Annotated in this window: 21 protein-coding genes; 5 read left to right on the top strand and 16 right to left on the bottom strand. The window is 71.0% G+C overall.

Annotated features, from left to right (window positions below; translation table 11 throughout):
* Positions 1-182: 182 nt before the first annotated feature.
* The gene (locus tag ACFY5C_RS13995) at positions 183-1,601 is read left to right on the top strand and encodes a Cys-Gln thioester bond-forming surface protein (protein ID WP_389444077.1); all 1,419 of its coding nucleotides are present in this window, start codon (positions 183-185) and stop codon (positions 1,599-1,601) included.
* 247 nt (positions 1,602-1,848) lie between these two features.
* On the opposite strand, the gene ACFY5C_RS13990 is transcribed toward ACFY5C_RS13995, so the two are convergent.
* On the bottom strand, positions 1,849-2,139 hold the full coding sequence (locus ACFY5C_RS13990) for a hypothetical protein (RefSeq protein ID WP_389444076.1): 291 nt from the start codon (positions 2,137-2,139) through the stop codon (positions 1,849-1,851).
* Positions 2,140-2,490: 351 nt separating this feature from the next.
* Between ACFY5C_RS13990 and ettA the strand changes: the two genes are divergently transcribed.
* Genes ettA through ACFY5C_RS13975 form a run of 3 tightly spaced genes read left to right on the top strand, consistent with a single transcriptional unit; the run spans position 2,491 to position 5,255 of the window.
* Positions 2,491-4,155, top strand: coding sequence for an energy-dependent translational throttle protein EttA (gene ettA / locus ACFY5C_RS13985; protein WP_389444075.1), 1,665 nt, complete (start codon positions 2,491-2,493; stop codon positions 4,153-4,155).
* A gap of 6 nt (positions 4,156-4,161) precedes the next feature.
* Complete coding sequence (locus ACFY5C_RS13980) at positions 4,162-4,590, top strand: acyl-CoA thioesterase (RefSeq protein WP_389444074.1); 429 nt, start codon at positions 4,162-4,164, stop codon at positions 4,588-4,590.
* Complete coding sequence (locus ACFY5C_RS13975) at positions 4,587-5,255, top strand: hypothetical protein (protein WP_389444073.1); 669 nt, start codon at positions 4,587-4,589, stop codon at positions 5,253-5,255. The genes ACFY5C_RS13980 and ACFY5C_RS13975 overlap by 4 nt, the downstream gene beginning before the upstream one ends.
* An 8-nt stretch (positions 5,256-5,263) precedes the next feature.
* On the opposite strand, the gene ACFY5C_RS13970 is transcribed toward ACFY5C_RS13975, so the two are convergent.
* Positions 5,264-5,668, bottom strand: coding sequence for a globin (locus ACFY5C_RS13970; protein ID WP_389444072.1), 405 nt, complete (start codon positions 5,666-5,668; stop codon positions 5,264-5,266).
* Positions 5,669-5,811: 143 nt separating this feature from the next.
* Here ACFY5C_RS13970 and ACFY5C_RS13965 point away from each other — a divergent pair, with 143 nt between their 5' ends.
* The gene (locus tag ACFY5C_RS13965; RefSeq protein WP_389444071.1) at positions 5,812-6,798 is read left to right on the top strand and encodes a methyltransferase domain-containing protein; all 987 of its coding nucleotides are present in this window, start codon (positions 5,812-5,814) and stop codon (positions 6,796-6,798) included.
* 102 nt (positions 6,799-6,900) lie between these two features.
* Here the strand turns inward: ACFY5C_RS13965 and ACFY5C_RS13960 are convergent, their stop codons facing one another.
* From ACFY5C_RS13960 to ACFY5C_RS13895, 14 genes are all read right to left on the bottom strand, one after another.
* Positions 6,901-8,454: an FHA domain-containing protein gene (locus ACFY5C_RS13960; protein WP_389444070.1), complete on the bottom strand. Its 1,554-nt coding sequence runs from the start codon at positions 8,452-8,454 to the stop codon at positions 6,901-6,903.
* Positions 8,455-8,557: 103 nt separating this feature from the next.
* A complete protein-coding gene (locus ACFY5C_RS13955; protein WP_389444069.1) occupies positions 8,558-9,904 on the bottom strand; it encodes a VWA domain-containing protein in 1,347 nt (448 codons plus the stop codon).
* A 95-nt stretch (positions 9,905-9,999) separates the two neighbouring features.
* Positions 10,000-11,634, bottom strand: coding sequence for a protein phosphatase 2C domain-containing protein (locus ACFY5C_RS13950; RefSeq protein ID WP_389444068.1), 1,635 nt, complete (start codon positions 11,632-11,634; stop codon positions 10,000-10,002).
* A 3-nt stretch (positions 11,635-11,637) separates the two neighbouring features.
* Positions 11,638-14,184: a tetratricopeptide repeat protein gene (locus ACFY5C_RS13945; RefSeq protein WP_389444067.1), complete on the bottom strand. Its 2,547-nt coding sequence runs from the start codon at positions 14,182-14,184 to the stop codon at positions 11,638-11,640.
* A 22-nt stretch (positions 14,185-14,206) separates the two neighbouring features.
* A complete protein-coding gene (locus tag ACFY5C_RS13940) occupies positions 14,207-15,538 on the bottom strand; it encodes a hypothetical protein (RefSeq protein ID WP_389444066.1) in 1,332 nt (443 codons plus the stop codon).
* A 109-nt stretch (positions 15,539-15,647) separates the two neighbouring features.
* The gene (locus ACFY5C_RS13935; RefSeq protein WP_389444065.1) at positions 15,648-16,754 is read right to left on the bottom strand and encodes a glutamate ABC transporter substrate-binding protein; all 1,107 of its coding nucleotides are present in this window, start codon (positions 16,752-16,754) and stop codon (positions 15,648-15,650) included.
* A 14-nt stretch (positions 16,755-16,768) separates the two neighbouring features.
* Complete coding sequence (locus ACFY5C_RS13930; protein WP_389444064.1) at positions 16,769-18,247, bottom strand: hypothetical protein; 1,479 nt, start codon at positions 18,245-18,247, stop codon at positions 16,769-16,771.
* Between the two features lie 256 nt (positions 18,248-18,503).
* The gene (locus tag ACFY5C_RS13925) at positions 18,504-19,475 is read right to left on the bottom strand and encodes an N-acetylglucosamine kinase (protein ID WP_389444063.1); all 972 of its coding nucleotides are present in this window, start codon (positions 19,473-19,475) and stop codon (positions 18,504-18,506) included.
* Entirely contained in the window at positions 19,466-20,731 is a 1,266-nt protein-coding gene (locus tag ACFY5C_RS13920) for a 6-phospho-beta-glucosidase (protein ID WP_389444062.1), read from the bottom strand. The genes ACFY5C_RS13925 and ACFY5C_RS13920 overlap by 10 nt, the downstream gene beginning before the upstream one ends.
* A gap of 90 nt (positions 20,732-20,821) precedes the next feature.
* Positions 20,822-21,712, bottom strand: coding sequence for a carbohydrate ABC transporter permease (locus ACFY5C_RS13915; RefSeq protein WP_389444061.1), 891 nt, complete (start codon positions 21,710-21,712; stop codon positions 20,822-20,824).
* A 2-nt stretch (positions 21,713-21,714) separates the two neighbouring features.
* Entirely contained in the window at positions 21,715-22,656 is a 942-nt protein-coding gene (locus tag ACFY5C_RS13910; RefSeq protein ID WP_389444060.1) for a carbohydrate ABC transporter permease, read from the bottom strand.
* A gap of 8 nt (positions 22,657-22,664) precedes the next feature.
* Entirely contained in the window at positions 22,665-24,002 is a 1,338-nt protein-coding gene (locus tag ACFY5C_RS13905; protein ID WP_389444151.1) for an ABC transporter substrate-binding protein, read from the bottom strand.
* Positions 24,003-24,123: 121 nt separating this feature from the next.
* A complete protein-coding gene (locus ACFY5C_RS13900; RefSeq protein WP_389444059.1) occupies positions 24,124-25,335 on the bottom strand; it encodes an ROK family protein in 1,212 nt (403 codons plus the stop codon).
* A 160-nt stretch (positions 25,336-25,495) separates the two neighbouring features.
* The gene (locus tag ACFY5C_RS13895; protein WP_389444058.1) at positions 25,496-26,758 is read right to left on the bottom strand and encodes an MFS transporter; all 1,263 of its coding nucleotides are present in this window, start codon (positions 26,756-26,758) and stop codon (positions 25,496-25,498) included.
* Between the last annotated feature and the right edge of the window lie 3 nt (positions 26,759-26,761).

The following is a 26,761-nucleotide window of genomic DNA, read 5'->3' as shown; positions in this document are numbered from 1 at the left end:
AGCCCTGCTCGCAAGGGATCTTGGCGATAACGATTCCGAGTCGGATCGGCCCTCCGACGGGATCGCAGGGAAGCGTGGTGCGCCGCGTACCTAGGATGCCGGACATAGCTCTCGGGGCTTGAAGCTTCTGCTGGTGGGACCGTGCCCCCCACGTCAACGGGTCCTGCTCGAAGGGGAATTCTGTGTTTGCTGCGTTCTCTGCGCTGTCGGTGCGTGGGCGAGGGGCGGCTCGACTGGCCGCCTCGACCCTGGTGTCCGGGCTCGTTGCCGCCTCGGTGGTGGCCGGTGCCGGCACGGCCGCGGCCGACGGGGCAGCCTGGAGCCAGGGCGGGGCGACCGCGACCATAGGTGGCCTCAAGACCTACGGCACCGCTGTCGTCCACGCCGACGCCGGCGACCAGGAGATCTCGGCCGGCCTGTTCGAGATGTCCGTCGACGGCGGCGGCATGCTGCAGACGTACTGCGTCGACATCCACAACCCCACGCAGCGCGACGCCAAGTATCACGAGACGCCCTGGAGCGGCACCTCGCTGGGCGCCAACAAGGACGCGGGCAAGATCCGCTGGATCCTGCAGAACTCCTACCCGCAGGTGAACGATCTCGCCGCCCTCGCGGGCAAGGCGGGCGTCAAGGGCGGCCTCACCGAGCAGGACGCGGCGGCCGGTACGCAGGTGGCCATCTGGCGCTACTCGGACGGTGCGGACGTCGACGCCGTCGACCCGCAGGCCGAGCAGCTCGCGGACTACCTGGAGAAGACTGCGCGGGGCGCGGCGGAGCCCGATGCGTCCCTGCGCCTCGACCCGCCCGCGGTCTCAGGCCACCCCGGTGAGCGGCTCGGTCCGGTGACGGTGCACACCGACGCGGACGGCGTGACGCTGACGCCCCCGGCGGACGCCGCCACCAGTGGCGTGCGGATCGTGGACAAGGACGGCAGGGCCGTCACGTCCGCGGTCGACGGCGGTCAGGTGTTCTTCGAGGTTCCCGAGAACGCGGCGGCCGGTCAGGCCGAGCTGACCGTGCAGGCCTCGACCACCGTGCCGGTGGGGCGCGCCTTCGCCGCCGAGAGCCGCAGCCAGACGCAGATCCTGGCCGGCTCCAGCGAGTCGACCGTCTCGGCGACGGCGAGCGCGAGCTGGGCGAAGACCGGAGCGATACCCGCACTGTCCGCCGCGGAGAACTGCGACAAGGGCGGCGTCGACATCACGGCCGCCAACGAGGGCACCGAGGCGTTCACCTTCGAGCTGCTCGGGGTCGAGCACAGCATTCCGGCGGGCGAGTCACGGACGGTCACGGTCCCGCTGCAGGAGGACCAGGCGTACGACTTCACCATCCAGGGGCCGGGGGGCTTCGAGAAGCGGTTCACCGGAGTGCTGGACTGCATGACGCAGATGGGCGAGGCCGAGGCGGCGGGCACCCTGACCCAGACCCTCGCCGAGCCGAGTCCCGCCACGGTCGGCACGGCGACCGACGACACCAACCTCGCCGCGACCGGTGGCTCCGCGATGACCCCCCTGATCACGGGCATCGCCATCGGCCTGGTCGTGATCGGCGGCGCGGCACTGATCGTCGTACGGAAGAAGCAGCTGCCGACACAGGACTGAGACAGGCCGGCCGGCGCCTGTGTGTGCCCCGGCAGAACACCAGATCAGGGGCTTGATCCACTTTGCTGGATCAAGCCCCTGACTGGTTCACGGGGTGCCTGGGGGGTGCACTGCCGAAGGCGGAACAACCCATGAGCCGTCTGTCGCGGCCCGTACTCCACCGGTAGGTCTCGCCATGGGTTACCGATGCGCACCCGCCAGAGTCACGGCGTGAGACGTGGCGAGAAGCCCCGTCTCGGAACAGGGTCTACCAGGCGCTGTTGTCGCAGCCCATGCTCGAGCCGAGGTGGGTGGCCTGCGCGGCCGTGTCGCCCTCGCCGTTGAGCGCGTTGCCCAGCGCGCCGTTGAGGATGCCGACGTTGCCGAGGACGTCGACGTTCAGGTCGTGGGACTTGCAGTTCGAGCTCTGCAGGACGCTGACCTTGTCCCCGCCCTTGCCGCCGTGGCCGTGGCCGTCGGCGGTGGCGGTGCCGGCGCCAAGGAGTCCGACGGTGCCGATGGCAACGGCCATGACGGCAGCCTTGCGAAGGTTGTGCATGTCATCTCCGATGGAGTGAGGTGGGTGCGATCCGCGAGAGATCGACTTCGTACAGTTACGGGAGGTTAATGTGAAAAATTCCTATATGTCCCGACGGCGCGCCGGAATCAACACCCGGATGCGCCCGGCCGGACGCCCGACCTCCCCGCGGCTCGGCGACTGCGCCGTTGGCACCTCCCACTGAGCTGTCGGCAGCCCGGCAGGGCGGACCGCCGCCAGGCCTGCGGCCTTCCGCGGCGAAACCCCAGGTCAGGGTCCATCGGCAATACGGGTTTCCCCCCAGGGGTGGCGATCCGGCAAGATGGGGTGTATCTGCCCACTGCCTGATTTCAAGCTGCCGGACGGTTTCTCTTGGCTGAGTTCATTTACACCATGCGCAAGGCGCGCAAGGCGCACGGCGACAAGGTGATCCTCGACGACGTCACCCTGAACTTCCTCCCCGGAGCGAAGATCGGCGTCGTCGGCCCGAACGGCGCCGGTAAGTCGACGATTCTGAAGATCATGGCGGGGCTGGAGCAGCCGTCGAACGGTGAGGCGTTCCTGTCGCCCGGGTACACCGTGGGCATCCTGATGCAGGAGCCCAAGCTGAACGAGGAGAAGACCGTCCTGGAGAACGTCCAGGAGGGTGTCGCTGAGGTCAAGGGCAAGCTCGACCGGTTCAACGAGATCGCCGAGCTGATGGCCACTGACTACTCCGACGCGCTGCTCGAAGAGATGGGCAAGCTCCAGGAGGACCTCGACCACGCCAACGCGTGGGACCTCGACGCGCAGCTGGAGCAGGCCATGGACGCCCTGGGCTGCCCGCCCGGTGACTGGCCCGTCGTCAACCTCTCCGGTGGTGAGAAGCGCCGCGTCGCGCTGTGCAAGCTGCTGCTGGAAGCTCCTGACCTGCTGCTGCTCGACGAGCCCACCAACCACCTCGACGCCGAGTCCGTGAACTGGCTGGAGCAGCACCTCGCCAAGTACGAGGGCACCATCGTGGCCGTGACCCACGACAGGTACTTCCTCGACAACGTGGCCGGCTGGATCTGCGAGGTCGACCGCGGCCGGCTCCACGGCTACGAGGGCAACTACTCCAAGTACCTGGAGACCAAGCAGACCCGTCTCAAGGTCGAGGGCCAGAAGGACGCCAAGCGCGCCAAGCGGCTCAAGGAAGAGCTGGAGTGGGTGCGGTCCAACGCCAAGGGGCGTCAGGCCAAGTCCAAGGCGCGCCTCGCCCGCTACGAGGAGATGGCCGCCGAGGCCGACAAGATGCGGAAGCTGGACTTCGAGGAGATCCAGATCCCGCCGGGCCCGCGTCTGGGCAGCATCGTCGTGGAGGTCAACAACCTCAGCAAGGCCTTCGGCGAGAAGGTTCTCATCGATGATCTTTCGTTCACGCTTCCGCGTAACGGGATCGTCGGTGTCATCGGCCCCAACGGCGCCGGCAAGACCACCCTCTTCAAGATGATCCAGGGTCTGGAGACGCCCGACTCCGGCAGCATCAAGGTCGGCGACACCGTCAAGATCTCGTACGTCGACCAGAGCCGCGAGAACATCGACCCGAAGAAGAGCCTGTGGGCCGTGGTCTCCGACGAGCTCGACTACATCAACGTCGGCCAGGTCGAGATGCCCTCGCGGGCGTACGTCTCCGCCTTCGGCTTCAAGGGCCCCGACCAGCAGAAGGCGGCCGGCATCCTCTCCGGTGGTGAGCGCAACCGCCTCAACCTCGCGCTCACCCTCAAGCAGGGCGGCAACCTGCTGCTCCTCGACGAACCGACGAACGACCTGGACGTCGAGACGCTGTCGAGCCTTGAGAACGCGCTGCTGGAGTTCCCGGGTGCGGCCGTGGTCGTCTCCCACGACCGTTGGTTCCTCGACCGGGTCGCCACGCACATCCTCGCCTACGAGGGCGAGTCCAAGTGGTTCTGGTTCGAGGGCAACTTCGAGTCGTACGAGAAGAACAAGGTCGAGCGGCTCGGTGCGGACGCCACCCGTCCGCACCGTGCCACCTACAAGAAGCTGACCCGGGGCTGATCGATCTTGCGCCACATCTACCGTTGCCCCCTGCGCTGGTCCGACATGGACGCGTACGGACACGTCAACAACGCGGTCTTCGTCCGCTACCTGGAGGAAGCCCGTATCGACTTCCTGTTCCGTCCCGAGAAGGACTTCAAGCAGGGGTCGGTGGTGGCGCGCCACGAGATCGACTACAAGCGGCAGCTCGTCCACCGGCACCACCCGGTGGACATCGAGCTGTGGGTCAGTGAGATCAGGGCCGCGTCCTTCACCATCACCTACGAGGTGAAGGACGACGACCTGGTCTATGTCCGGGCCTCGACGGTGGTCGTGCCGTTCGACTTCGAGGCGGAGCGGCCGCGCCGGCTCACCGCGGAGGAGAAGGAGTTCCTCCGCGAGTACACGGACGACGCGGACGATGCGGGCGCCCAGGAGGAGGCCGTCGCCGCATGACGGTGCTCCACCTCGCCGACGAGGGGGAGGCAGCGGATCTCGCGGCCTTCCTCTCCCGGCTGCTCCACTACGACCGTGGAGCCGCGGTGCGCCTGCAGGCGGCCGGCACCGCACTCGCCGTCTTCGGACGGCCACCGTCCTTCGAGGTGCTGGCGATCCGCGCGGCACGCCTCGCGAAGCCGTACGAGGACGGGCTCGACGTCACCCTGGACGTGACCGTCTCCGCGGGGGAACTCCTGGAGTCCGTCGACGAGTCGGCGGCCACCGCGGCCGTGCCGGGGGCCGTGACCGGGCCGCCGTGGGCCGGGGTGCTCCCGCCGCGCGGCGGATGGCGGGCGGTGCCGGGGCTGCCCGCGCCCGATGCCCTGCGGGCGATGATCGGTGCGGGTGTCGCGGAGTTCCGGGCGCGTACCCAGGGGTTGGCGGAAGAGCAGCGCACCCGGGCCGAACTCGACCGGGTCGGTCGGGAGATCTGGTCCCGGACCGTCGGGGACACTCATCTGCCGGTGCGTGCCGTGCACGCGGCCCAGTCGCTGGGATTCCTGCGCGCCACCAGGGAGCTGGCACTGCTCTCGTCCGGTGCGTGGCTGCGGCTGCGCACGCCGTACGGGTCGATCGCCGTACGGCGTGCGGGACTCGGCACTCTGGATGTCAGCGTTCGCTGACAGCCGGCTCAGCCCGCGGTGTTCACCATCGACGCCGCCGCGTACGTCAGGTAGTTCCACAGGATCCGCTCGTGCTCCTCGGAGAGGCCGAGCTCGTCGACGGCGTCCCGCATGTGCTTCAGCCAGGCGTCGTGGGCCGCGCGGTCGACGGTGAACGGGGCGTGGCGCATGCGCAGGCGGGGGTGGCCGCGGTTCTCGCTGTACGTCGTCGGGCCGCCCCAGTACTGGATCAGGAACAGCGTGAGGCGTTCCTCGGCCGGGCCCAGGTCCTCCTCGGGGTACATGGGCTTCAGCAGCGGGTCCTCGGCCACGCCCTGGTAGAAGCGGTGGACGAGGCGGCGGAAGGTCTCCTCCCCGCCGACCTGCTCGTAGAAGGTCTGCTCCTGAAGCGTGCCGCGCCGAATCTCATTCACCCGTCCATGGTCTCAGACGCGAAGACGGAGGACCTGAGGCTTAGGACCAGCGGTCGCCAAGGGGCAGGCCTCCCCGAGTGACGCGTTCCGGATCGTCCGGCGGAGTGCTCGCCTCGCGCCCTCTCGCGCAGGACAGTGGACCTATGAGCGCGCACGCTCTCGACAACGACCTGGACGACCTCGCCGCCTCGGCGCGGGCCGCGCTGGTGCGCGAGATCGAGGCCGACGGGGCGTGGAGCGCGGACCCGCGGTGGCGGGACGTCTTCGCCGCCGTGCCACGGCACCTGTTCGTGCCTTACTACTACGTCGGCGTCGCGGGCGGCTACGAGCGCCGCTGGGGTCAGAGTCCCGACCCGGCCGCGCGTGAGCGGTGGATGCGCGGCGCGTACGCCGACACCCCTCTCGCCACCCGGCTGCGCGACGGCGAGCTGCTCTCCTCCAGCAGCCAGCCGTCCCTGATGGCGATGATGCTGGTCGCGCTGGAGGTGACGGACGGCGACAGCGTCCTGGAGATCGGCGCGGGCACGGGCTACAACGCCGCCCTGCTCGCCCGCCGGCTCGGCGACGACGACCTCGTCACGAGCATCGACCTGGAACCGGAGATCACCGAGTCGGCCCGGCGGCATCTGACGGCGGCCGGGTACCACCCCGTCGTCGTCACGGGCGACGGGGCGCGCGGCGTGCCCGAGCGCGCCCCCTTCGACCGCATCATCGCGACCTGCGCCCTGCCGTCGATCCCGCGTGCCTGGCTCGCCCAGTGCCGCCCCGGTGCCCGCATCCTGACACCGCTCGCCACCGGCCTGCTCGCCCTCACCGTCCAGGACGCCGGGCACGCCGAAGGGCGCTTCCTGCACACGCCCGCCTACTTCGTGCCGCTGCGTGGCGGGATCCGGACCGAGCTGGAGTCCTCGCCCGTGGCCGGGCTGCCGCGCCGGGCCCGGGAGGACGAGCTGTTCCGCTTTCTGCTGGCGCTGACCCGCGGCAGCCTCGATCCGCAGGAGGCGTACGCGCTGTGGGAGCGCGAGGGGCAGCCGCAGCGGGAGCGGTTCGGGATCACGGTGCGCGGTGAGCACGAGTGGGCCTGGCTGGACGACCCGGAGGGGCCGTACGCCTGGTCGCTGCCCGGCTGAAACACCGGGAGGGGGCGGTCGTACGGCACTTTCCCGCCGTACGACCGCCCCCTCCCGGTCTTGCGTTCGAGCCGCGCCCGGAGCCGGCCGGTCGTGGTCCGGCTAGCCGCGCCGGACCGTGATCGTCGTCCACGCCCCTACGTGCACCCGGTCGCCGTCCTGCAGCGGAACCGGCACGAAGGGCTGGATCGGCTCCTCGGAACCGTTCACCGTGGTGCCGTTCGTCGAGTTCTGGTCGACGACCGCCCAGGTGCCGTCGGGCTGCTGGACCAGGACCGCGTGCTGGTGGGAGACGCCCGGGTCCTCCGGCGGCACCGACAGGTCGATGTCGGGGGATTCGCCGGTGGAGTGGCGGCGGCGGCCGATGGTGACCTGGTTGCCGGTGAGCGTGCGCTGCTGCTCGGGCGAGTACGCGGGCAGGTTCAGGCCCGCGGCCTCGGGGCCGGAGCGCTGCATCATCGCCATGAAGTACTCACGGTCCGGGCCGATCGTCGCCATCCAGGTCGTCGGCTGCTGGGGGTAGCCCTGACCGGGGGGCGGGGCCTGGGTGGCGCCGGGCTGCGGGTAGCCGTAGCCGCCCTGGGCGGGGCCACCGGGAGCGCCCGGACCGCCGGGACCCGACGAGGGCGGTGAGATCACCCAGTCGTCGTCACCGCCGCCGAAGGACGGGCCGCCCTGCGGCGGGCGGTTCGTCTCCTGCGGGAACCCGGGCGGGGCCGGCGGAGCGGACGGGTTTGCCTGCTGGAAGGCCTGCGGACCACCGCTGGTCGCGCCCGGACCGCCGGGGTGCGTGGGCCCGGGCGGCGGAGGAGCCTGCCGCGAGGGGTCGCCGAAGACGGAGGGGCCGTTGCCTCCCGGGCCGCCGGGACCACCGTGACCGCCGGGACCACCGTGACCGCCCTGGCCGCCCTGGCCGCCCTGGCCGCCGGGACCGCTGGGGTTGGTGGCACCCGGGCCGCCGGGGCCCGGACCGAAGCCGCCCGGGGCGCCGCCGGGGCCGCCGAAGCCCTGACCAGGGCCGGGGCCACCCATGCCGCCGGGACCGCCGGGGCCCCCAGGACCGCCCTGGCCGCCGGGACCAGGACCACCGTGACCACCCGGGCCACCCGGAGCGCCAGGTCCGCCCGGTCCCGCAGGCTCCGCGCCGAACGGCGGGATCGGCTCCGCGGGGCGGTTCATCTGGGACGGGCGCGAGCCCTGGTAGTCGTACGAGTCACCGCCGCCGAACGACGGCGGGGGCCCCGACTGCTGCTGGAAGTGCGAGGGCAGGCCCGGGCCGCCGGGCCCCGAGGGGCGCGGGGCTGCGGGGGTGTACGAGGTCGCCGTGTTGGTCAGGAAGTTCCACCGGCACTCCTCGCAGAACGGCGCACCGCCCTCGCGGGGCGTACGGCACTGCGGGCAGAGCTCCGGCTCCGGTACGGCGGAGGGGTGCGGGGGGCCGCCCGGCTGACCGGCGTTCGGGCCGCCGAACGGGCCACCGGGAGTAGGGCCACCGGGGCCACCGGGACCGGGGCCGCCGGGCGGCGGGAAGCCGTAGCCGCCACCGGGCGGGGGCGGCGGCGGAGGGGGCGGAGGTACGGCACCGGCCATGCGGTGACCGCAGACCTCGCACCAGTCGTCGGAACCCGACTGGTGTCCGTTCGGGCAGGTCGGCATGTCGGCGCTTCCCCCTCTCCTTTCCGGCCGCTCACGACCGGATTTCTCCAACCCCAAGGGGTCAGGCTCGATCCTTTTCAGGGTCCTGCTGGGTCCTGCTAGGTCACTTCTTTACACGAACAGTCTTTGTGGACCGTGTCTCGAGAGTCATCTCGTCGGCCTCCGCGACCTTCGCCTTCAGTCGCACAGTACCCGCCGCGGCATCGACCACGTCCACCACCTTCGCAAGGAGTTTCGCCGTATCGGCATTTCCGGAGGCGCCGGCGAGCTGAACGGCGCGGCCCAGTTTGGCCGTTGCTCCATCGATATCGCCCGACTTGCGAAGATCGAGGCCTTGTTGGATGACTTGCGCCAGTTCGGCCTGGCCGGTGTAGTGGGCGACCTGGGGGTTGATCGAGGTCGAGGCGACCATGTCGTCGGTCCAAACGGCCCGTACCAGACCCTGCGCGCCCAAGTTCTGTGCGGTGCCGTCGGACTGCGGGATGACCAGGGAGGCCCGGGCGGCGAGCATCTCCTGGCCCAGGCCGGCGACGGGCACCTCGACGCATACGTGGTAGTCACGGGACTCGTCGCCCCAGGAGCCCGTGGGGTAGTCGCCGGCGCGCGGACCGGCCTCGGTGCGGCGGTCGGTCAAGTCCTCGACCGTCGGAGCGACTTGCTTGACGAACTTGATGGTCGTGCCCACCGGCGTCCACACCCGCAGGGCGACGTCCGCGACCTCCTTGCCCATCGCGGTCTCCATCATCTGCGTGAAGTCGGCGGCGAGACCGGCGGGATCGGCGACGATGTCGGAGCTGCCGAGCAGCGCCGAGGCGATGGCTGTGACTTCTTTCACTTCCCAGTCGGTGCCCACGCCCCGGGCGTCACAGGTGAAGTGTCCGGCACAGGTGTCGAGGGCGGCTTTGAGGTCCTGAGGCGACTCGTGCTCGTTACGGCCGTCGGTGAGCAGGATGCCGTGCCGGATGGCGACGTCCGCCGAGGACAGCAGACGGTCGGCGAGCCGCAGCCAGGTGCCGATGGCCGTACCGCCGCCCGCGCTGAGCCTGCGCAGCGCCTGTTTGGCCTGGTCGCGGGTGGTGGCGTCGGCGATCGCCAGACGGCCGCCGCCGGGGTAGACCTCCTTGGCCACGTGCGTGCCGTCGATCACCGCGAAGTGCACGCCGTCGCGCAGGGTGTCGATCGCGGCGGCCGTGGCGTCGCGGGCGTTGCGCATCTTGGTCGGCGGGTAGTCCATCGAGCCCGAGCAGTCGACCATGATCGCGACACCGGCGGACGGGCCCTGGCCCGGCGAGTAGAGGTGCGGCGCGGCGACCGCGCTGCCGACCGTGCCGCCGCCGGTCGCGGTCACCGTGACGATCGCGTTGACCTCGCGACCGCCCTCCGGGAGGTACTCGTTCTGGTACACGTCCACCGAGAACTGCGGCACATTTGATTTCGAGAAGTTGGCCATACGTTCTCAAATCCCCCTAAAAACCCCGTAGTGGGGCTATGGCTGTCGACGGACCGGTCCCCTCCGGTCCGATGAGGCCGTCCCCGCAGTTGGCCTCAGGCCGATCCTGCCCCCATCGGCGGCGCCGGGAACGGCAGGACGGCCACTGTTACGTTGTCGTGGCCCCCGCCGTCGAGCGCGTGTCCGACCAGGACCTGGGCGCTGTGCAGGGGGCGCGCGGCGGCGTCGAGGGGCACGACGTCGGCCATGTCGTCGGCCGCCTCCGCGTAGTTCCACAGCCCGTCCGTGCACACCACCACTACACCCGGCCGGTCCGGCTTGAAGGAAGCGGTGTGCGGCTCCAGTTCATAGGCGTCCGCGCCGAGCCAGCCCGTGATGGCGTGGGCGCGCTCGTCGGCGTACGCCTCGGCCTCGTTCATCAGGCCCGCGGCGACCATCTGCGCGGCCCAGGAGTCGTCCTCGGTGAGCCGGGCCGGGGGAGTGCTGCGGTCCACCGGGACCCAGTAGGCGCGGCTGTCGCCGACCCAGCCGACCACCAGCAGGCCCGCGGTGACCACGGCGCCGACGAAGGTGCAGGCCGGGGCGTTCTGGTGCGGGGCTTGCTCGCGGGCCGTGGCCGGCTCGTTGGCGAGGGCGTTGACCGAGTTGGAGGCGGCGATGATCGCGTCGTGCATGGCCTGCTGCGGGTGTGCGCCGCGCGGCAGTGCGGCCAGCAGCGACTCGCTCGCGGCCCGGGAGGCGGCCATCGAGGCGTCGTCGGGGCGGGTCGCCGAGGACACGCCGTCGCACACGACCGCCAGGACCGCGGGCCGGCCGTCGGGCAGTGTGGTGCAGCCGATGGCGAACGCGTCCTCGTTGCGGTGGTGGCGCAGGCCGCGGTCGCTGACGGCGGCGACGGGGCCGGCGTCCTGCTCCATGTGGTCGCGCTCGCGCGGCTGGGCGTGCCCGCAGTTCTCGCAGTACCCGTCGTGGTCGACTCGGCCCGCGCGGCACGCCACGCACACCTTGGTGCCCTCGGCCGGGGTCGGCGCGGCGGAGGACACGCGAGGGTCGGGTGCCTGCAGCGCGTACTCGTCGGGCTCAGGACGGGCGTACTCGTCGGGCTCAGGACGGGCGTACTCGTCGGGCTCCGGCGGACGGTCGAAACGGACGCCGGAGGCCGGGGAGACCGGGGAGTCGGGGGAGCCGGTCGGGGCCGGGGGACCGGCGGGGGCGTGGGGCGTCTGCGGGCCGCTGGGCACGGCGGGGCCTCCCGGGGCCGGGACGGTCGGGTAGGCGGGTGGCGCGTGGTGGCCGGGCTGTGCGTGGTGGCCGGGAGCCGGGGACGCGCCCGGGACGCCGTGGCTGCCGTGCGCCGGGGCGCCCGGTGTGCCGTGCGCCGCGTCGGGAGCGGTGGCCGCCGGAGGCACCTGCGGAGCGGGCGGAGGTGACTGCGGGGGCGGGGGCGCGGCCGGGGGCAGGTCGCGGCCGCCGGAGTCCGTGCCGGGGAGGTCCGTCGGCAGATGGGCGGCCTCGGGGGCGGCGCCGTCCGGTGCGGCGACGGGCCAGTCCGCGCCGGGCGCGCCCGTGGCAGGCGGCGGCACCGAGCCGTTCATGGCGATGGTCGGATGGTCGTCCGGCCGTACGGGCACGGCGGACAGGTCATATCCGCACGCACCGCAGAAACGGTCACCCGACTCGAGCGGCCATTCGCAGCTCGGGCAGGCGGACAGCTGGGGCATCTGCGACATCAACTACACCCACGTCCGGGGGCGGTAACGGTTGGCACGTTCCACCAGGTCGATCCTCTCCTCGCCGCCCCGCGCGAGCCGGGCCAGCGTGCGGTACGAACGCTCCAGGCCGAAACGCAGTCCCCGCTCGTCCAGGCCGCTGCCGAGCAGCGTCCGTCCTCCGGCGGCCGGCGGGGCGGAACCCTGGCCACCGGAGAGTATCCAGTCCAGCGCGCAACCGAGGACTTCCGCCGACAACTGCTCCCGGCGCGCCGGGTCCAGACCATACGCGTCCAGCGCCTCGACCTGGCCCGCGGCTGCGGTCACGTCGTCCAGGAACGGCACGTCGGAGGCGGCCGCCGTGCGTTGACGCAGCCGGGCGCGGACAGCCGCCACGCGTGCGGCCGTGTAGTGAATGGAGCTCTCCGGGACCGACTCCAGGGTCCCCACCGCGCCGCGGCGGTCGCCGGTCGCGAGCTGGACGCGGGCGAGACCGAAGGCCGCGCTCACATAGCTGGGGTCGGTGGACCACACCAGGCGGTAGTACTCGGCGGCGTTGTCCAGCTGGCCCAGCACCTCCGCGCACAGGCCCAGGGCCAGCTTGGGCGCCGGTTCGCCGGGGAAGGCGTCGTAGATCGCGTCGAAGGCGAGCGCGGCGCCCTCGTGGTCGCCGGTGCCGAGCGCCGCCACGCCGCGGTACCAGACGACCCGCCAGTCGTCGGGCCGCTCGTCCTCCAGCTCCAGCAGCTGTTCGTGCGCGGTGCGGGTGTCGCCGTTCTCCAGCCAGGCCCGCACCTGCCTCAGCCGGGTCTCGGTCGACGGCGCCGGCGCGGCGCCGAGGGCGCCGAGCAGCTCGGCCGGCGCGGTGGTCATCAGACCGGCGAGGAAACCGGCGTTGGGGTCGGCGGGGTCCACGTGGGGGACCGGCAGCGCGAGGGCGGCGACGGGGGCGTCGACGACCCTGACGATGCCGGCGCCCGCGGCGGCACCGGCGGCCAGGGCGTTCGCCGGGGCGTGGGTGAAGGATGCGACGGTCCCCTTCCCGGCAGGTGCCATCCGCGCACCCAACCGCGAGACCTCCCCGTCCAGCTTGGGGAACAACTCCGTGTCCGTGACCCGTACTTCCGGGCCGAACAGCGTCGACAGGGACGGCCTCGCGCGGCCCGTCTGCAGGGAGACGACCTCGCGCAGTACGCCCGTGAGCTGCTCCGTCATCTCCTGGGCGGAGGCGAAGCGGCGGGCCGGGTCCGGGTCGGTGGCGCGGACCAGGAGGCGGTAGAAGGACTCGTACCGGTGGAAGACCTCGATGTTGTCGGGGTCGGGCAGCGAGTCGGCGTAGACGTTCGTGTAGCCCTGGAAGTCGAAGGTGAGGACGGCGAGCGTGCGGGCGACCGTGTACAGGTCCGAGGCCACCGACGGGCCGACGTCCGCGACTTCGGGCGCCTGGTAGCCCACCGTGCCGTAGATGGCCGACTCGTCGTCGTCCATCCTGCGCACCGCGCCCATGTCGATCAGCTTGAGCTGGTCCTCGGTCTGGATGGCGTTGTCGACCTTGAAGTCGCAGTACAGGAGGTTGCGGCTGTGCAGGTGGCCGAGGGCCTCCAGCGCCTCGATGCCGTACGCGCACGCCTGCTCCACCGGCAGCGGGTCCCGCTTGCCGGTGCCGGTACGGCGTGAATTGGCGATCTCCTTCAGCGACTTGCCGCCGACGTACTCCATCACGATGTAGCCGTCGAGCGAGCCGGTGCGCTGGTCGAGGTGCTCGACGAAGTTGTAGATCCGCACGATGTTGGCGTGCTCGATCTCCGCGAGGAAGCGCCGCTCGGAGATCGCCGCGGCCATCGCGTCCTGGTCGCCGGTGTCGAGCAGGCCCTTGAGCACCACCCAGCGGTCGGAGACCGCGCGGTCCACGGCGAGGTAGACCCAGCCGAGGCCGCCGTGCGCCAGACAGCCCGCGACCTCGTACTGGCCGTGCACGATGTCGCCGGACTTCAGCTTCGGGACGAAGGAGTACGGGTGGCCGCACTTCGTGCAGAAGCCCTCCGTACGGCCCGGCCGGTCGCCGCGGGCCCGGCCGACGGGTGCGCCGCAGTCCGAGCGGGAGCAGAACCGCTTGCGCTCGGGCACCTCCGGGTTCTCCAGCACCATCGCGCGCGGGTCGGGGCGCGGCACGTCCGGGACCTGGACCAGGCCGACGCCGAGCCGCCCGCGGCCGCTGGAGCCGGCCGTGGAGCCGGAGCTGCGCACCGACACCGAGCGGCCCGTGGAACGGCCCGACAGCGAACGCGACAGCCGGCCCGACACCGAGCGCCGGGACTTCGACGACTGGGACGACGTACGGGACGACGAACGGGAGCTGCCGCGGCTGCTGGAGCGGGAGCTTCCGCTGCCCGCCGACCCGCGCGACGCCTTGCCGCCGGCCGTCACCCCGGTGGGTGGCGAGCCGACCGTGCCGGTCGCCGAGACGACCGGGGCGAGACCGCAGGTGTCGCAGTACAGCTCGCCGCCGCCCACGTCCTCGTACGTCCCGCCGCAGTCCGGTCGCTGACAGCTCTGCTGTGGCTGACTCATGACGACGACACCCCCCTGACCCTCATGATCCCGGCCCCCTCCGGTCCTCCGGCGCGCGTGGCCCCGGCACCCGCCCGCTGCCCAGCAGTTCGGCGGCCGCCTGCTGGTAACGCAGCACGGCCTGCTCGGCGACACGCAGGTCGCAGGGCGCGCTCCACAGCATGCGGCGGGCCGCGTCGTACCGCTCGATGAGGAACGGGTCCTCCGCCAGGCCGTGCCGGGCCACCTTCGCCTTGTACGCGTCGAGGCGACCGCGCAGCTCGGCGCGGACCGCCAGCGGAGCGGTGACCGCGGTCAACGACTCGCGGGCGCGCAGCAGTTCGTCCTCCGCCTTCTGCTCCAGGGACTCCAGAAGCGGTGACAGGCGGTGCCACTGGGCGTGTCTGCGGTACTCGGCGGCCGTCGCCAGCTGCTCCTGCAGCACCGTCGGCGGGCCGCTGACGACCGGCACCTCCGTGGCGGCGATCTTCGCCAGCACCTCGCCGCGCGCGGTGCGGGCCTCTGCGAGCGTACGGTCCGCGCGCGACAGCACGTCCCGCAGGCGGACCAGCCGCTGCTCGGCGTCCTGCCGGACCGTCAACACCGCGTCGATCTCACGGCGTACGTCCTCCAGGGCGCGCGCCTCGCGGTCGTAGACCCTGGTGTCCGGTTTGCCGCCGCCCGGCGCCGAACTCCCCTGCGTGGGGATCCAGTACGCGAGCGGGTCGGACACCACCTCCGAGCGCAGCTTGGTGAGCGTGCGTGTGATGCGCTCCAGGTCGTCGCCCGCCGGGTGCTCGCCGGGGCGTACGCCGACGGAGTGCGCGAGCCGGCGGGTTCGCTGGAGCTCCGCGGCCAGTAAATCGATGCGGGCGGGCAGCGCCGACCACACCGCGTCGGCGGCGACGACCATGTCCAGCGACGTCGCGTACAGCTCGTTCATCCGGTCCACGAGCGTGACGAGCGTGAACTGTTCGCTGAGCTTGCCCGAACCGCCGTGCAGCGTCGGGGCGTTGGCCGTGGCGGTCGCCGAGCCCGCCAGGGTCACCGACTCACCGCGAAGCAGTTCCGTCAGCTCCACCAGGTCGTCGCGGCTCGACCAGCGGCGCCGGGAACGGATCTCGCGGGCGGAGCGCAACGCGTCCGTGTACGCGTCGAAGTACGCCCACAGCAGCGTTATCGACGCCTCCGCGGTCGTCCATCGCTCCTTGGTGACGCCCGTGAGCTCGGCGCCCTCGAGAAGTCTGCGGCCCGCGTGGTCCTGCAGCGCGAGGAGCGAGGTCTCGATCGCCTCGTGCTCCGCGCCGAGCCGCGCCAGCGCACGGTCCACCTCGTCCCGGTCCATCACCGGCCCGGCGGGGTCCGTGACGCCCATCGATCACCTCTCGCTGCTGTCGTGTTCCGTCGGTTCAGTCTGTTCGTTCTGTTGTGTCTGTTCCGTCTGTTCCCGTCAATCGTCCGTCAGTTGATGGCCGGTCACCCGGTCACTTGTACTTCGCGTCGGGAGGGGTAGCCGACGCCGACTTCTTGTCGCCCTGGTCCATGGTCGGATGCAGCCACTTGTCGTACGACGCCTTCCAGCCGCCGTCCTCGACGTAGTTCTCCAGAGTCCGGTTGACCTGGCGTACCAGATCGTCGGAGCCCAGTTTCATCGCCACGCCGTAGTACTCGTCCGTGAACAGGCCGCCCTTGAGTTCCACCGTCGGGTCCTGCGCCGCCTGGCTGGCCGCGAGCGCGCCGTCCGTGACGACCGCGTCGACCTCGCCGAGCTGCAACTTCACCAGGCAGTCGAGCTGGTTGGGGACGGTGGTCGTGATGTCGGTGGAGTCGGGGAGGTCGCCGGACTTCCGGCCCGCCTCCAGGTTGTCGTACGCCGTGGAGCCCTGCGCCGAACACACCTTCTTGTCGGCCAGGGTCTTGCCGAAGCCGGTGATCTTCGACGTCTTGGGGGCCAGGACCTGCTGGCCGGTGACGAAGTACGGCGCGGAGAAGGCGACTTGCTCGATGCGGTCGCAGTTGATCGTCATGGTGCGGACCACCATGTCGACCTCGCCCTTCTGGATCGCCTCGACACGGCGGCTGGTCGGGATGGCCTTGAACTGCACCGCGTCGCGGTCGCCGAGGATGTCCTCGGCGATCCGGTGGACCAGGTCGATGTCGAAGCCCTCCAGCTCACCGGAGGGGTTGTTCGGGTCGAGGTAGCCCCAGCGGTAGCTGTTGGTGTCGACGCCGACGATCAGACGGCGGTCCTTACGGGCCTTGATGGCGTCGACGGCCGGGGTGCCGTCGTCCCCGCCGGCCGGGGAGAGGCTCTGGTCCTGCGGGTTCTCGCAGTCCTCCGCCTTCGCCTGGCTGACCCGGGCGAGACCATGGCCCGCGGTTGCCGCGTCGTCGTCGCGGTGCTGGGAAAGGGGCAGCAGCAGGGCGAAGGTCACCGTCAGGGCGACGACCAGCGCCATCGCGCCTACGCCGCCCCAGCCGCGCAGGCCGGTGCGCAGGCTCCGCCAGAGGCTGCCTGTGCGGGGCCTCTTGGGGGTGCCTGTGCGGATGTCCGTGCCCCGGAGGTGACCCGAGTCATCGCGTGCGTTCATCGTCGTGCCCCCTCTCACCTGTACTCCGACAGCCTGCGGCCGATGCCGAGGACCGCGCCGGCCGCGCCCAGGACCGCGAGGACCGCGGCGCCGGTCGGGAGGCCGGTCAGCGAGTCACGGCCGTCGCTCGCGGCCTGTTTGAACTCGGTCTGTTCGTGCGCGAGCGCTGCCGCGAGGGCCTTGTCGACGTTGTCGAAGCACACGCTCGTCGGCTCCTTCGCCGCGCCGATGACGCGGTCGCGGGCGGCCTGGTAGTTGCCGTTGTTGTTGTCGTCGCGGGCGACGTCATGGCGGTCCTTCCAGACCTTCATGAAGCCGTTCGCGTCCTGGACGGGCTTCTTGCCGGTCGAGTCGTCCGCGAGATCCTCGGCACGGTTGAGAGCCTTGCCCAGTTGATCGATCTGCTGGTCGTACCCCCACTCGTACGCGTCCACGACCGTGTCGTCGTCGAGTGTCTTCGTGTCCGCGCCGCGGCGGACCAGGGTCAGATTCTCGTCGCTGCGGGCCGTGAGTGAAGCGATGCGGGCCTCGTGCAGCACGGTCAGGGAGCGGACGCCGTGGTCGTAGGAGTCGTTCAGACCCGCCCGGGCGACCGTGTGGCTGACGGCGAGCCACAGCAGAACCACCGTGGCGGCGGCCGTGGCCGTGACGAGGCCGTGGTTCAGGATCCTGTTCGTGCGCTGGTAGTTGCGGCGCTGGGCCCAGGCGAGGGCGGCGAGGGCGACGATGCCGAGGCCTGCGGCGGCCCAGGGGAAGGACTTCGCGTCCGCGTAGTCCTCGCTCAGGCGCTGGTTCTCCGTCTTGTACAGCTTTTCGGCCCTGGGCAGCATGTTCTGCTGCATCATCTCGTTCGCGGCGCGCAGGTACGCGCCGCCGACGGGGTAGCCCTGGCGGTTGTTGGCCCTGGCCGTTTCCACGAGGCCCTTGTACTCCGGGAGGAGTCTGCTGAGTTCCGCGATCGTCTTTGCTGACGGGGAGCCCGGTTCGGAGTTGGCTGCGGCCGTGACGAGTTTGGCCGCGGCCGTGCGGATGTCCTTCTCGTAGCCCTCGCGCATGGCGGGCTTCTCCTGCAGGCCCGCGAGGTAGCCGCTGGCCGCTGCGGTGTTGGCGTCCGCCAGGGAGCGGTAGATGTCGGCCGCGTCCGAGCTGAGGGGCTGGCTGCGGTTGAGGACGTCGTCGGCGGCCGCCCCGCGGTCGGTCATCTGCCAGGCGGCCACGGCGCCGAAGGCGAGGACCAGGGCGGCGAGGAGGGCGCCGATGATGCGGAGGCGGCCCGGTTCGGTGGTGGCGGCCGCGCGGAGTCGGTCCAGACCCTCGGCGAAGGCGGTGCGGCGGGGTGGTGTTGCCGGGGCGGTGGGGCGGCCGTTGGCTGTGGGGGGTGCCGGAGGTGCCGGGGGCGCGGGCTGGGGTGGCACGGACGGCATGGTGGGTGCGCCCTGTGCCGGGTCGTTGCCCGGTGGTGGTGCCGTGCTGCTCTTCGGCGTCTGTGTCACTGTTGACCTCCCCCGTGGCCATCCGTGCCGCAAGTATCGCTGCCGGGACTGACATCCGCACCGGCCTTCGCTGGATCTTGATCGGATCGCAGTGCGGATCCCGGAATTCCGGCACACCGAAACCGCTGTGCACGAGCCCCCTGCCCATGAATACGCCGGGGGAATCTGTTCGGTTCCAGGTTCGAGTGTCGGGGTGGGGCGAGGCCGTTCGGGCAGATGGGGGTCCAGGGGGCGGAGCCCCCTGGCGGGGGCGGGGTTACGGCTCGAAGTGCCGGCGGAGCCGTACGTGCACCTCCGGGAGTGCCCCCACCGCGTCCAGGCCGAGCAGGGCCGCGCCCAGGACCGGGCTTGCCGTGACCACGGTCGGCACGGCCTTGGGGGCGCGGGTGGTGAGCAAGTCGTGGATGGTGTCGATCAGTTGGGGGTGGCGGGCAGCCAGTACGCCGCCGCCCAGGAGCACCGGGGTCGACTCCTCCAGTAGCTCCAGTCGGGTCAGGGCGACCGTCGCCATGGTGACCACTTCGTCGGCGAGGCGGTCCACGAGATCGCGGGCGATCGGGTCACCGGCCGCCGCGGTCGTGAAGAGGACCGGGGTCAGCTCGTGGCGGCGGGCGGGGGCGATGTGTTCGAGGTGCAGGGCCTCGATCAGGGCGTACATGGTGGGCAGGCCGAAGTGGGCGGGGAGCGTGTGCGTCAACGTCGTGGGCGCTCCTCGGCCGTCCTCCGCCCGTGCCGCGTGCCACAGGGCTTCCTCCGCCAGGCCCCAGCCGCCTCCCCAGTCGCCGGAGATGCGGCCCAGCGCGGGGAAGCGGGCTGTACGGCCGTCGGGGCGCATGCCCACGCAGTTGATGCCGGCGCCGCAGACGACGGCCACGCCGCGCGGTTCCGGCACGCCCGCCCGGAGGATCGCGAAGGTGTCGTTGCGGACCTCGACAGTCGTCCCCCACGCGCGTGCGTGCAGTGCCGCCGTCAGTTGTTCCTCCTCCACCGGGAGGTCGGCGTTGGCCAGGCAGGCCGAGACGTGGTCGACGGACGTGACGCCCGCCGCGGCGAAGGCCCGTTCGACTGCTGCGGTCAGGGTGTCCATCGCCGGCTCCACGCCGACCGTGGGTGGGCGGAAGCCGCCGCCGCGGGCCGTTGCCAGCACGGTTCCGTCGGTGGCCACCACTGCCACGTCGGTCTTGCTGTTGCCCGCGTCTACGGCGAGGACACGTGCGGTCAGGCCCACGCGAGATGCTCCCGGTTGTGTGCGATCAATTGGTCGGTGAGGGCTTCGGCGTACTCGTACTGGCCGATCAGGGGGTGGCACAGGAGGGCCTTGAAGACCCGGTCGCGGCCGCCGTGCAGGGCCGCTTCCAGGGCCAGCTGCTCGTAGGCCGTCACCTGGGCCATCAGGCCTGCGTACAGCGGGTCCACGGTCGGTACGGCGAGAGGGACCGGGCCCTTCGCGCCCACCGCTGCCTGCACTTCGATCACCGCGTCGTCGGGGAGGAAGGGGAGCGTGCCGTTGTTGAGGGTGTTGACCACCTGGTAGGGGCTGCCTGATCCGCCGAGGAGGGCTGCTGCCAGGTCGACGGCTGCCTCGGAGTAGTAGGCGCCGCCGCGCTTGGCGAGGAGCTCCGGCTTCTCGTCGAGAGACGGGTCGGCGTACAGGGTCAGCAACTGGCGTTCCATCTCCGCCACTTCCGCGGCCCTGGACGGCTTGGTGCGCAGTTCCCGTACGACTTCGTCGTGCGCGTAGTAGTAGCGCAGGTAGTACGACGGGACCGCGGTCAGGCGGTTCAGCAGGGGGCGGGGGAGGTGGAGGTCGGCGGCGATCGTGTCGCCGTGGTCGGCCAGGAGGCCCGGCAGGACGTCCTCGCCCTCGGGGCCGCCCAGGCGTACGCCCGTCTCCCAGGTGAGGTGGTTGAGGCCCACGTGGTCGAGGTGGATCTCGGAGGCCGGGACGTCGAGCATGGCTGCGAACTTCCGCTGGAAGCCGATCGCCACGTTGCACAGGCCGACCGCCCTGTGGCCCTCCTGGAGCAGGGCCCGGGTCACGATGCCGACCGGGTTGGTGAAGTCGATGATCCAGGCGGTGGGGTTGGTGCGGCGGACGCGGTCCGCGATGTCCAGGACGATCGGGACCGTGCGCAGGGCTTTCGCCAGGCCGCCGGCGCCGGTCGTCTCCTGGCCGACGCAGCCGCACTCCAGGGGCCAGGTCTCGTCCTGCTCGCGGGCCGCCTGGCCGCCGACGCGGAGCTGGAGGAGGACGGCGTCGGCGCCGTCCACTGCCGCGTCCAGGTCGGTGGTGGTGGTGATCCTGCCGTTGTGGGCCTGGCGGGTGAAGATGCGGCGGGCCAGACCGCCCACCAGTTCCAGGCGGTCCTTCGCCGGGTCCATCAGGACCAGTTCCTCGATGGGGAGGGTGTCCCGGAGGCGGGCGAAGCCGTCGATGAGTTCGGGGGTGTAGGTCGAGCCTCCGCCGACCACGGTGAGTTTCACTGCGAGATGCCTCGCTTCCCGGTGCGGGGGACGATGATCATCGGCCGGAGGGCCGGGGGTTGTCCCCCGGGGAGATGCTGCATGAATGGTTCAACCCTTTACTCCGGTGAGCGTGACGCCCTCGACGAAGGCCTTCTGCGCGAAGAAGAACACGAGGATCACGGGGGCCATGACCAGGACCGTGGCGGCCATGGTGAGGTTCCAGTCGGTGTGGTGGGCGCCCTTGAACGACTCCAGGCCGTAGGAGAGGGTCCAGGCGCCCGGGTTCTCGGACGCGTAGATCTGGGGGCCGAAGTAGTCGTTCCACGCGTAGAAGAACTGGAACAGGGCCACTGCGGCTATGCCCGGTTTCGCCATGGGAAGGACCACCCGCAGGAGTGTGCGGAGTTCACCGCAGCCGTCGACCCTCGCCGCGTCCAGGTACTCGTTCGGGATCGTCATCAGGAACTGGCGCAGCAGGAAGATCGAGAACGCGTCGCCGAACGCCATCGGGATGATCAGCGGCCACAGGGTTCCCGAGAGGTCCAGCTGCTTCGCCCAGAACAGGTACATCGGAATGATGACCACCTGGGGCGGCAGCATCATCATCGAGATGACCAGCATCAGGGACAGGTTCCGGCCGCGGAAGCGGAACTTGGCGAGCGCGTACGCCACCGGGATCGACGACACGACGGTGAGGAGCGTGCCCAGGCCCGCGTAGAGCAGCGTGTTCTTCCACCAGGTCAGGAAGCCGGGGGTGTCGAAGACCTTGGCGTAGTTGCCCCACTCCCAGGTGCCCGGCACCAGGTCGCGGGTGAGTGCCTGCTGGTCGCTCATCAGCGAGGTCAGGACGACGAACACGAAGGGCAGGGTGAAGAAGAGCGCGGCCGCGAGGCCGAGGGAGTGGATCGCGATCCACTCCAGGAGCGCCCTGCGACGGGCGGTGCGCTCGGCGGTGGTCGGGGCCTCCAACTGCGCGGGTTTGTCCAGTACTTGGGTCATGGTCAGTCACCTGCCTGGATCAGTCCGCCCCGGCGCCGCATCAGCAGCGCGGTGAAGGCCATGGCGAGGGCGAACAGTACGAGGGCGACCACGCAGGCCGAGCCGTAGTCGAAGCGCTGGAAGCCGAGGTTGTAGACAAGCTGGGGGAGGGTCAGGGTCGACTTGTCGGGGTAGCCCGGTTCGAACTGCTGGCCGGAGCCGCCGATGATCCCGGAGGCGACCTTTCCGGCGACCAGCGGCTGCGTGTAGTACTGCATCGTCTGGATCACGCCCGTGACCACGGCGAACATCACGATCGGCGAGATGTTCGGTAGCGTGACGTAGCGGAACCGCTGCCAGGCCGAGGTGCCGTCCAGCTCCGCCGCCTCGTACTGCTCCTTGGGTACGTCGAGCAGCGCGGCCATGAAGATGACCATGAGGTCGCCCACGCCCCACAGCGCCAGCGCGGTGAGGGCCGGCTTGGACCAGGCGGGGTCCGTGAACCAGCCGGGGGTCGGCAGGCCCAGGCCGTCGAGGACCGAGTTGACCGGGCCGGTGCCGGGGTTGAGGAGGAAGACGAAGGCCAGCGTCGCGGCGACCGGCGGAGCCAGGTACGGCAGGTAGAAGAGGGTGCGGAAGACGCCCGCGCCGGTCTTGATCTTGGTGATGAGCAGGCCGATGCCCAGGCCGAACACCACCCGGCAGGTCACCATCACCAGCACCAGCCAGAGCGTGTTGCGCAGCGCCGGCCAGAACATCGGGTAGTCGTCGAAGACGTAGGCCCAGTTGCCCAGGCCGCGGAAGACCGGTGTGCCGAAGCCGTCGTACTTCATGAAGGAGAAGTACACGGTGGACACCAGCGGGTAGGCGAAGAAGACGCCGAAACCTATGAGCCACGGTGACAGGAAGGCCACCGTTCGAAGCGCCGACCTGCGGCGCTTCGCGCGGAGAGTGTGCGTGGACATCGACGGAGCTACTTCGCCTGCTCGATGTCGGTGTCGATCTGCTCGGCGGTCTTCTCCAGGCCGGCCTTCAGGTCCTTCACCTTGCCGGACTCGTACTGGTAGCCGAAGTCCTGAAGGGTCGTCTGGTACGTCGAGCCGTTGACGGAGGCCGGCGGGGTGTTCGAGTGCTCGTTCTGCGCGATGTCCAGGAACGTCTTGAAGCCGGGGTCCACCTTCAGGTCGGGCGACTTCAGGGCGGCGAACGTGGAGGGCACGTTGTGGATGGCGTTGGCGAAGGAGACGACGGCCTCGGTGTCGGTCGTCAGGTACTTCACCAGCTCCCAGGCCGCGTTCTGCTTCTTGCTCTGCGGGGCGATGCCGATGATCGTGCCGGAGAGGAAGCCCTTGCCGTACTCGTCGGCCTCGTCGTCGGCGACGGGCATCGGGGCGGTGCCGACCTCGAAGTCGACGCCGGCCTGCTGGGTCATGCCCAGGCGCCACTCGCCGTCGAGCTGCATGGCCACCTGGCCGGTCTGGAACGGGTGCTTGGCGCCCCACTCGTCACCGAAGGTGTTGCGGTACTTCTCCAGCTTCGCGAAGCCGCCGAGGTCGTCGATGAGCTTCTTCTGGTACGTGAACATCTCGGCGAAGGCCGGGTCCTTGGCGATGTTGGACTTGCCGTCCTTGTCGAAGTAGGCGTGGTCCCACTGGGACATGTAGTGGTCCACGACCGTCTCGTAGCCGTGGTAGGTCGGCATGAAGCCGAGCTGCTCATAGCTGTCGCCCTTGGCCTTCGTCAGCTTCTTGGCGACCGTGGCGAACTCCGACCAGGTCTTCGGCGGGGACTTGATGCCCGCCTTCTCGAAGGCGTCCTTGTTGTAGTAGAGCCCGTAGGCGTCGCCCAGCAGGGGCAGGGCGCAGCGGGTGCCCTCGAACTGGGTGTAGTCGAGCATCGGCTTCGGGATGAGCTTGTCGAGGTCGAGCTTCGACTTCTCGATGAAGGGCTTGAGGTCGAGGAAGGCGCCCGAGGAGCAGAACTTGCCGATGTTGGAGGTCGTGAACGACGACACCACGTCGGGGCCGCTCGAACCGCCCGCGCGCAGGGCCTGGTTGAGCTTGTCGTCGTTGATGTTGCCGACGACCTTCACCGTGATGTTCGGGTGGGCTTTCTCGAAGCGGTCGACGTTCTCCTGGATCGCCTTGACCTCGGCGGGTGCGCTCCAGCCGTGCCAGAAGGTGATCGTCGTCCTGGCGTTGGGGTCGTCGCCGGCGGCGGACTCCGACTGGCCGGTACAGGCCGTGGCGAGGAGGGCCAGGGAGGCGGTGGCGGCGAGGGCGGCTGCTGCCTTGCGGGTGGGTGAGGGTATGACGTTCCAGGACTTTCCGGGCATGGCGAGGTCTCCCAAGGGCGGGAACGGGGTGGGTGAGGGAAGGCGGGGGGTGAGTCAGGGGGCGCGGAGGGGGAGGTGAGCCGGGGGAGCGGGGCCGTCAGCGGGTGGTGTCGAAGACCTCGTCGCGTGTGGTCGCGAGCGCGCTCTCCAACGCGCCCCGCAGCACCGGGTGTTCACGTACGTCGCCGACGACCAGCCTGGGGCGGGCCGCGGCCAGTTCCTCCAGCTCGGACTGGACGAGGGCGCGCAGCACCTCACCACCGGAGGTGAGGGAGGCGCCGCTGAGGACGATGAGTTCGGGGTCGAGGACGGAGACCAGGGAGGCGAGACCGGTGGCCAGCCGGGTCGCATAGGTCTGCAGGAGCAGCCGGTGCGGGTCGCTGTCCTCGGTGGCGGCCCGTTCGACGAGGGTGGCGGCGGCCTCGGCGTACGGCGTCGACGGGATGTCACCGATGCCGAGTTCGCGGGCGAGCCGGGGGATCGCCTGCGAACCGGCCAGCTCCTGGTAGCCGCCGCTGTTGGCTTTGGTGACCTGCCGGACCAGGGGTGTGCCGGGAACCGGCAGGAAACCCACCTCGCCGGCGCCGCCGGTCCAGCCGCGGTGCAGCCGGCCGCCGAGGATCAGGGCGGCGCCGAGGCCGCCCTCGTTCCACAGCAGTACGAAGTCCTCGTGGCCGCGGGCCGCGCCGAGCCGCTGCTCGGCCACCGCCGCGAGGTTGACGTCGTTCTCGTACTCGACCGGCATCGGCAGGGCCGCGGCGAGTTCGTCCAGGAGCGCGGGGGTGTGCCAGCCGGGGAGGTGGGAGGCGTAACGCAGCCGGCCCGTGTTGGGGTCGAAGGCGCCGGGGGTGCCGATGACGAGCCGGTGGACGTCGTCGCGGGCGAGGCCCGCCGCCTTCACCGCGCCGTCCAGGGCGTCGGTGACCTGCCGGACCACGGGCTGGGCCGGGCGCCTGCCGGGGGTGGGCAGTTCGTACGACCCGACCGTGCGGCCCGTGACGTCGGCGACGGCGGCGAGGATGCGTTCGGGGGTGACATCGAGCCCCGCGGCGTACGCGGCGGCCGGGTTGACCTCGTACAGCTGGGCGCCCGGGCCGGGGCGGCCCTCCGTGGTGCCGGTCGCCAGGACGAGGCCGGCGGCCTCCAGGCGGGCCAGCAGCTGGGAGGCGGTCGGCTTGGACAGGCCGGTGAGCTTGCCGATCCGCGTGCGGGACAGCGGCCCGTGCTCCAGGAGGAGATCCAGGGCGGCACGGTCGTTCATGGCGCGCAGGACGCGCGGGGTGCCCGGCGTGCCGGCGGTTCCTGCCATGGGGATCGACACCTGCCTTTCGGCTGACCAGTTTCTCAGCGAGCTACGAGGGAAGTCCATCCAGGATCACTGTTAGGAAAGTTTCCTATCTGCTGCCCAGGAAAGTAAGCCCGGCAGGAAGGCGGCGTCAAGAGAGCTGGTCCGGCAGGCAACAGAGTCGTTACTTGAGGGCGCTGCGGTCGGCCGCGAGCTCGTGCCGCGGGAGCAGGAGCGGGGTCGCCAGCAGCAGGACCCCGGCGAGGGCGATCGCCGCGCGCGTGCCGGTCAGCGCGGCCAGCAGGCCCCACAGTGCCGTCGCCGCCGCGGTGGCCGTCTTGCCGGTGATCGACCATGCCGTCAGGGTGCGGGTGGTGCGGTCAGGCGGGGTCTGGTCGAGGCGGGTGGTGGCGAGCACCGGGTTGTAGACGCCGATGCAGGTGATCAGGCCGAACTCGACGACCATGACGAGGAGGAGGCCCGGCGTGCCCGGCCCGATGAAGGCCAGGCCGACGGGCCAGATCGCGCGCAGGGTGCCCGCGGTCAGAAGCACGCGGCGCCGGCCGTGCCGGGCGACCAGGCGCCGGGACAGGCGTGAGCCCAGCAGGCCGCCCAGACACGGCACGGCGAAGGCGAGGCCGTACTGCCAAGGGGCAAAGCCGAGTTGGCCGAGCATCAGGACGGCGAGCAGCGGGGCCGGCGCCATGATCAGGGCGTTGACCAGGACCGTGTTGAGGAACAGCGGGCGCAGGGTGGGGTGGCCGAGGATGTGCCGCCAGCCGGCCGGGAGGTCGCTCATCCGCGGGCCTGAGGGGGTGCCCGGGGGCGGCTGGTGCCGTCCCGCCTGCTGCCCGGCGCTCTGTTGCCCTTCCTTACCGCCGATCGCCCGGATCCCCAGTGCCGACAGCAGATAGCTGACCGCGTCCACCAGCACCGTCGTCATCGGGCCGAAGACACCGACCGCGACCCCGCCGAGCGGTGGGCCGAGTGCGGTGGTCGTCCAGGTCGTGGCCTCGAAGCGGCCGTTCGCCGCGAGCAGGTCCTCCGGCGGCACCAGGGATTTCAGATACGCGCCGCTCGCCGCGCCGAACGTGATGTCCGCCGTGGCGACGACCACGGACACCACCAGCAACTGGCCGAGGGCGAGCGCGTCCAGTGCGAACGCGGCGGGGATGCTCAGCAGGGCCGCGCACCGGATCAGGTCCGCCGCGATCATCACCGGCCGCTTCCGGCGGAACTCCACCCACGCCCCGAGCGGCACCGCGACCACGGCCCCCACCGCGAGGCCCGACGCCGCCAGCAGCGCGACCTCGGTCGCTCCGGCATGCAGTACGACGACCGCGATCAGCGCGAAGGCGTCGAAGGCCAGCCGCGTCCCGAAGGAGCTGACCGCGTAGGCCGCCCACAGCCACCCGAACGCCCGCCCCATCCCCCGCCCGCCCGTCACCGT

Origin of the sequence: Streptomyces sp. NPDC012935 (assembly GCF_042900345.1) — a bacterium.
Lineage (GTDB): Bacteria > Actinomycetota > Actinomycetes > Streptomycetales > Streptomycetaceae > Streptomyces.
The sequence above is the reverse complement of the archived record's forward strand: the minus strand, read 5'-3'. Positions and strand labels throughout refer to the sequence as shown.

Coding starts and splice junctions, on each gene's coding strand:
- ACFY5C_RS13975 (WP_389444073.1), top strand. CDS start 4,587: ATGACGGTGCTCCACCTCGCCGACGAGGGGGAGGCAGCGGATCTCGCG.
- ACFY5C_RS13965 (WP_389444071.1), top strand. CDS start 5,812: ATGAGCGCGCACGCTCTCGACAACGACCTGGACGACCTCGCCGCCTCG.
- ACFY5C_RS13940 (WP_389444066.1), bottom strand. CDS start 15,538: ATGGGCGTCACGGACCCCGCCGGGCCGGTGATGGACCGGGACGAGGTG.
- ACFY5C_RS13990 (WP_389444076.1), bottom strand. CDS start 2,139: ATGCACAACCTTCGCAAGGCTGCCGTCATGGCCGTTGCCATCGGCACC.
- ACFY5C_RS13960 (WP_389444070.1), bottom strand. CDS start 8,454: ATGCCGACCTGCCCGAACGGACACCAGTCGGGTTCCGACGACTGGTGC.
- ACFY5C_RS13915 (WP_389444061.1), bottom strand. CDS start 21,712: ATGACCCAAGTACTGGACAAACCCGCGCAGTTGGAGGCCCCGACCACC.
- ACFY5C_RS13950 (WP_389444068.1), bottom strand. CDS start 11,634: ATGTCGCAGATGCCCCAGCTGTCCGCCTGCCCGAGCTGCGAATGGCCG.
- ACFY5C_RS13945 (WP_389444067.1), bottom strand. CDS start 14,184: ATGAGTCAGCCACAGCAGAGCTGTCAGCGACCGGACTGCGGCGGGACG.
- ACFY5C_RS13955 (WP_389444069.1), bottom strand. CDS start 9,904: ATGGCCAACTTCTCGAAATCAAATGTGCCGCAGTTCTCGGTGGACGTG.
- ACFY5C_RS13910 (WP_389444060.1), bottom strand. CDS start 22,656: ATGTCCACGCACACTCTCCGCGCGAAGCGCCGCAGGTCGGCGCTTCGA.
- ACFY5C_RS13935 (WP_389444065.1), bottom strand. CDS start 16,754: ATGAACGCACGCGATGACTCGGGTCACCTCCGGGGCACGGACATCCGC.
- ACFY5C_RS13900 (WP_389444059.1), bottom strand. CDS start 25,335: ATGGCAGGAACCGCCGGCACGCCGGGCACCCCGCGCGTCCTGCGCGCC.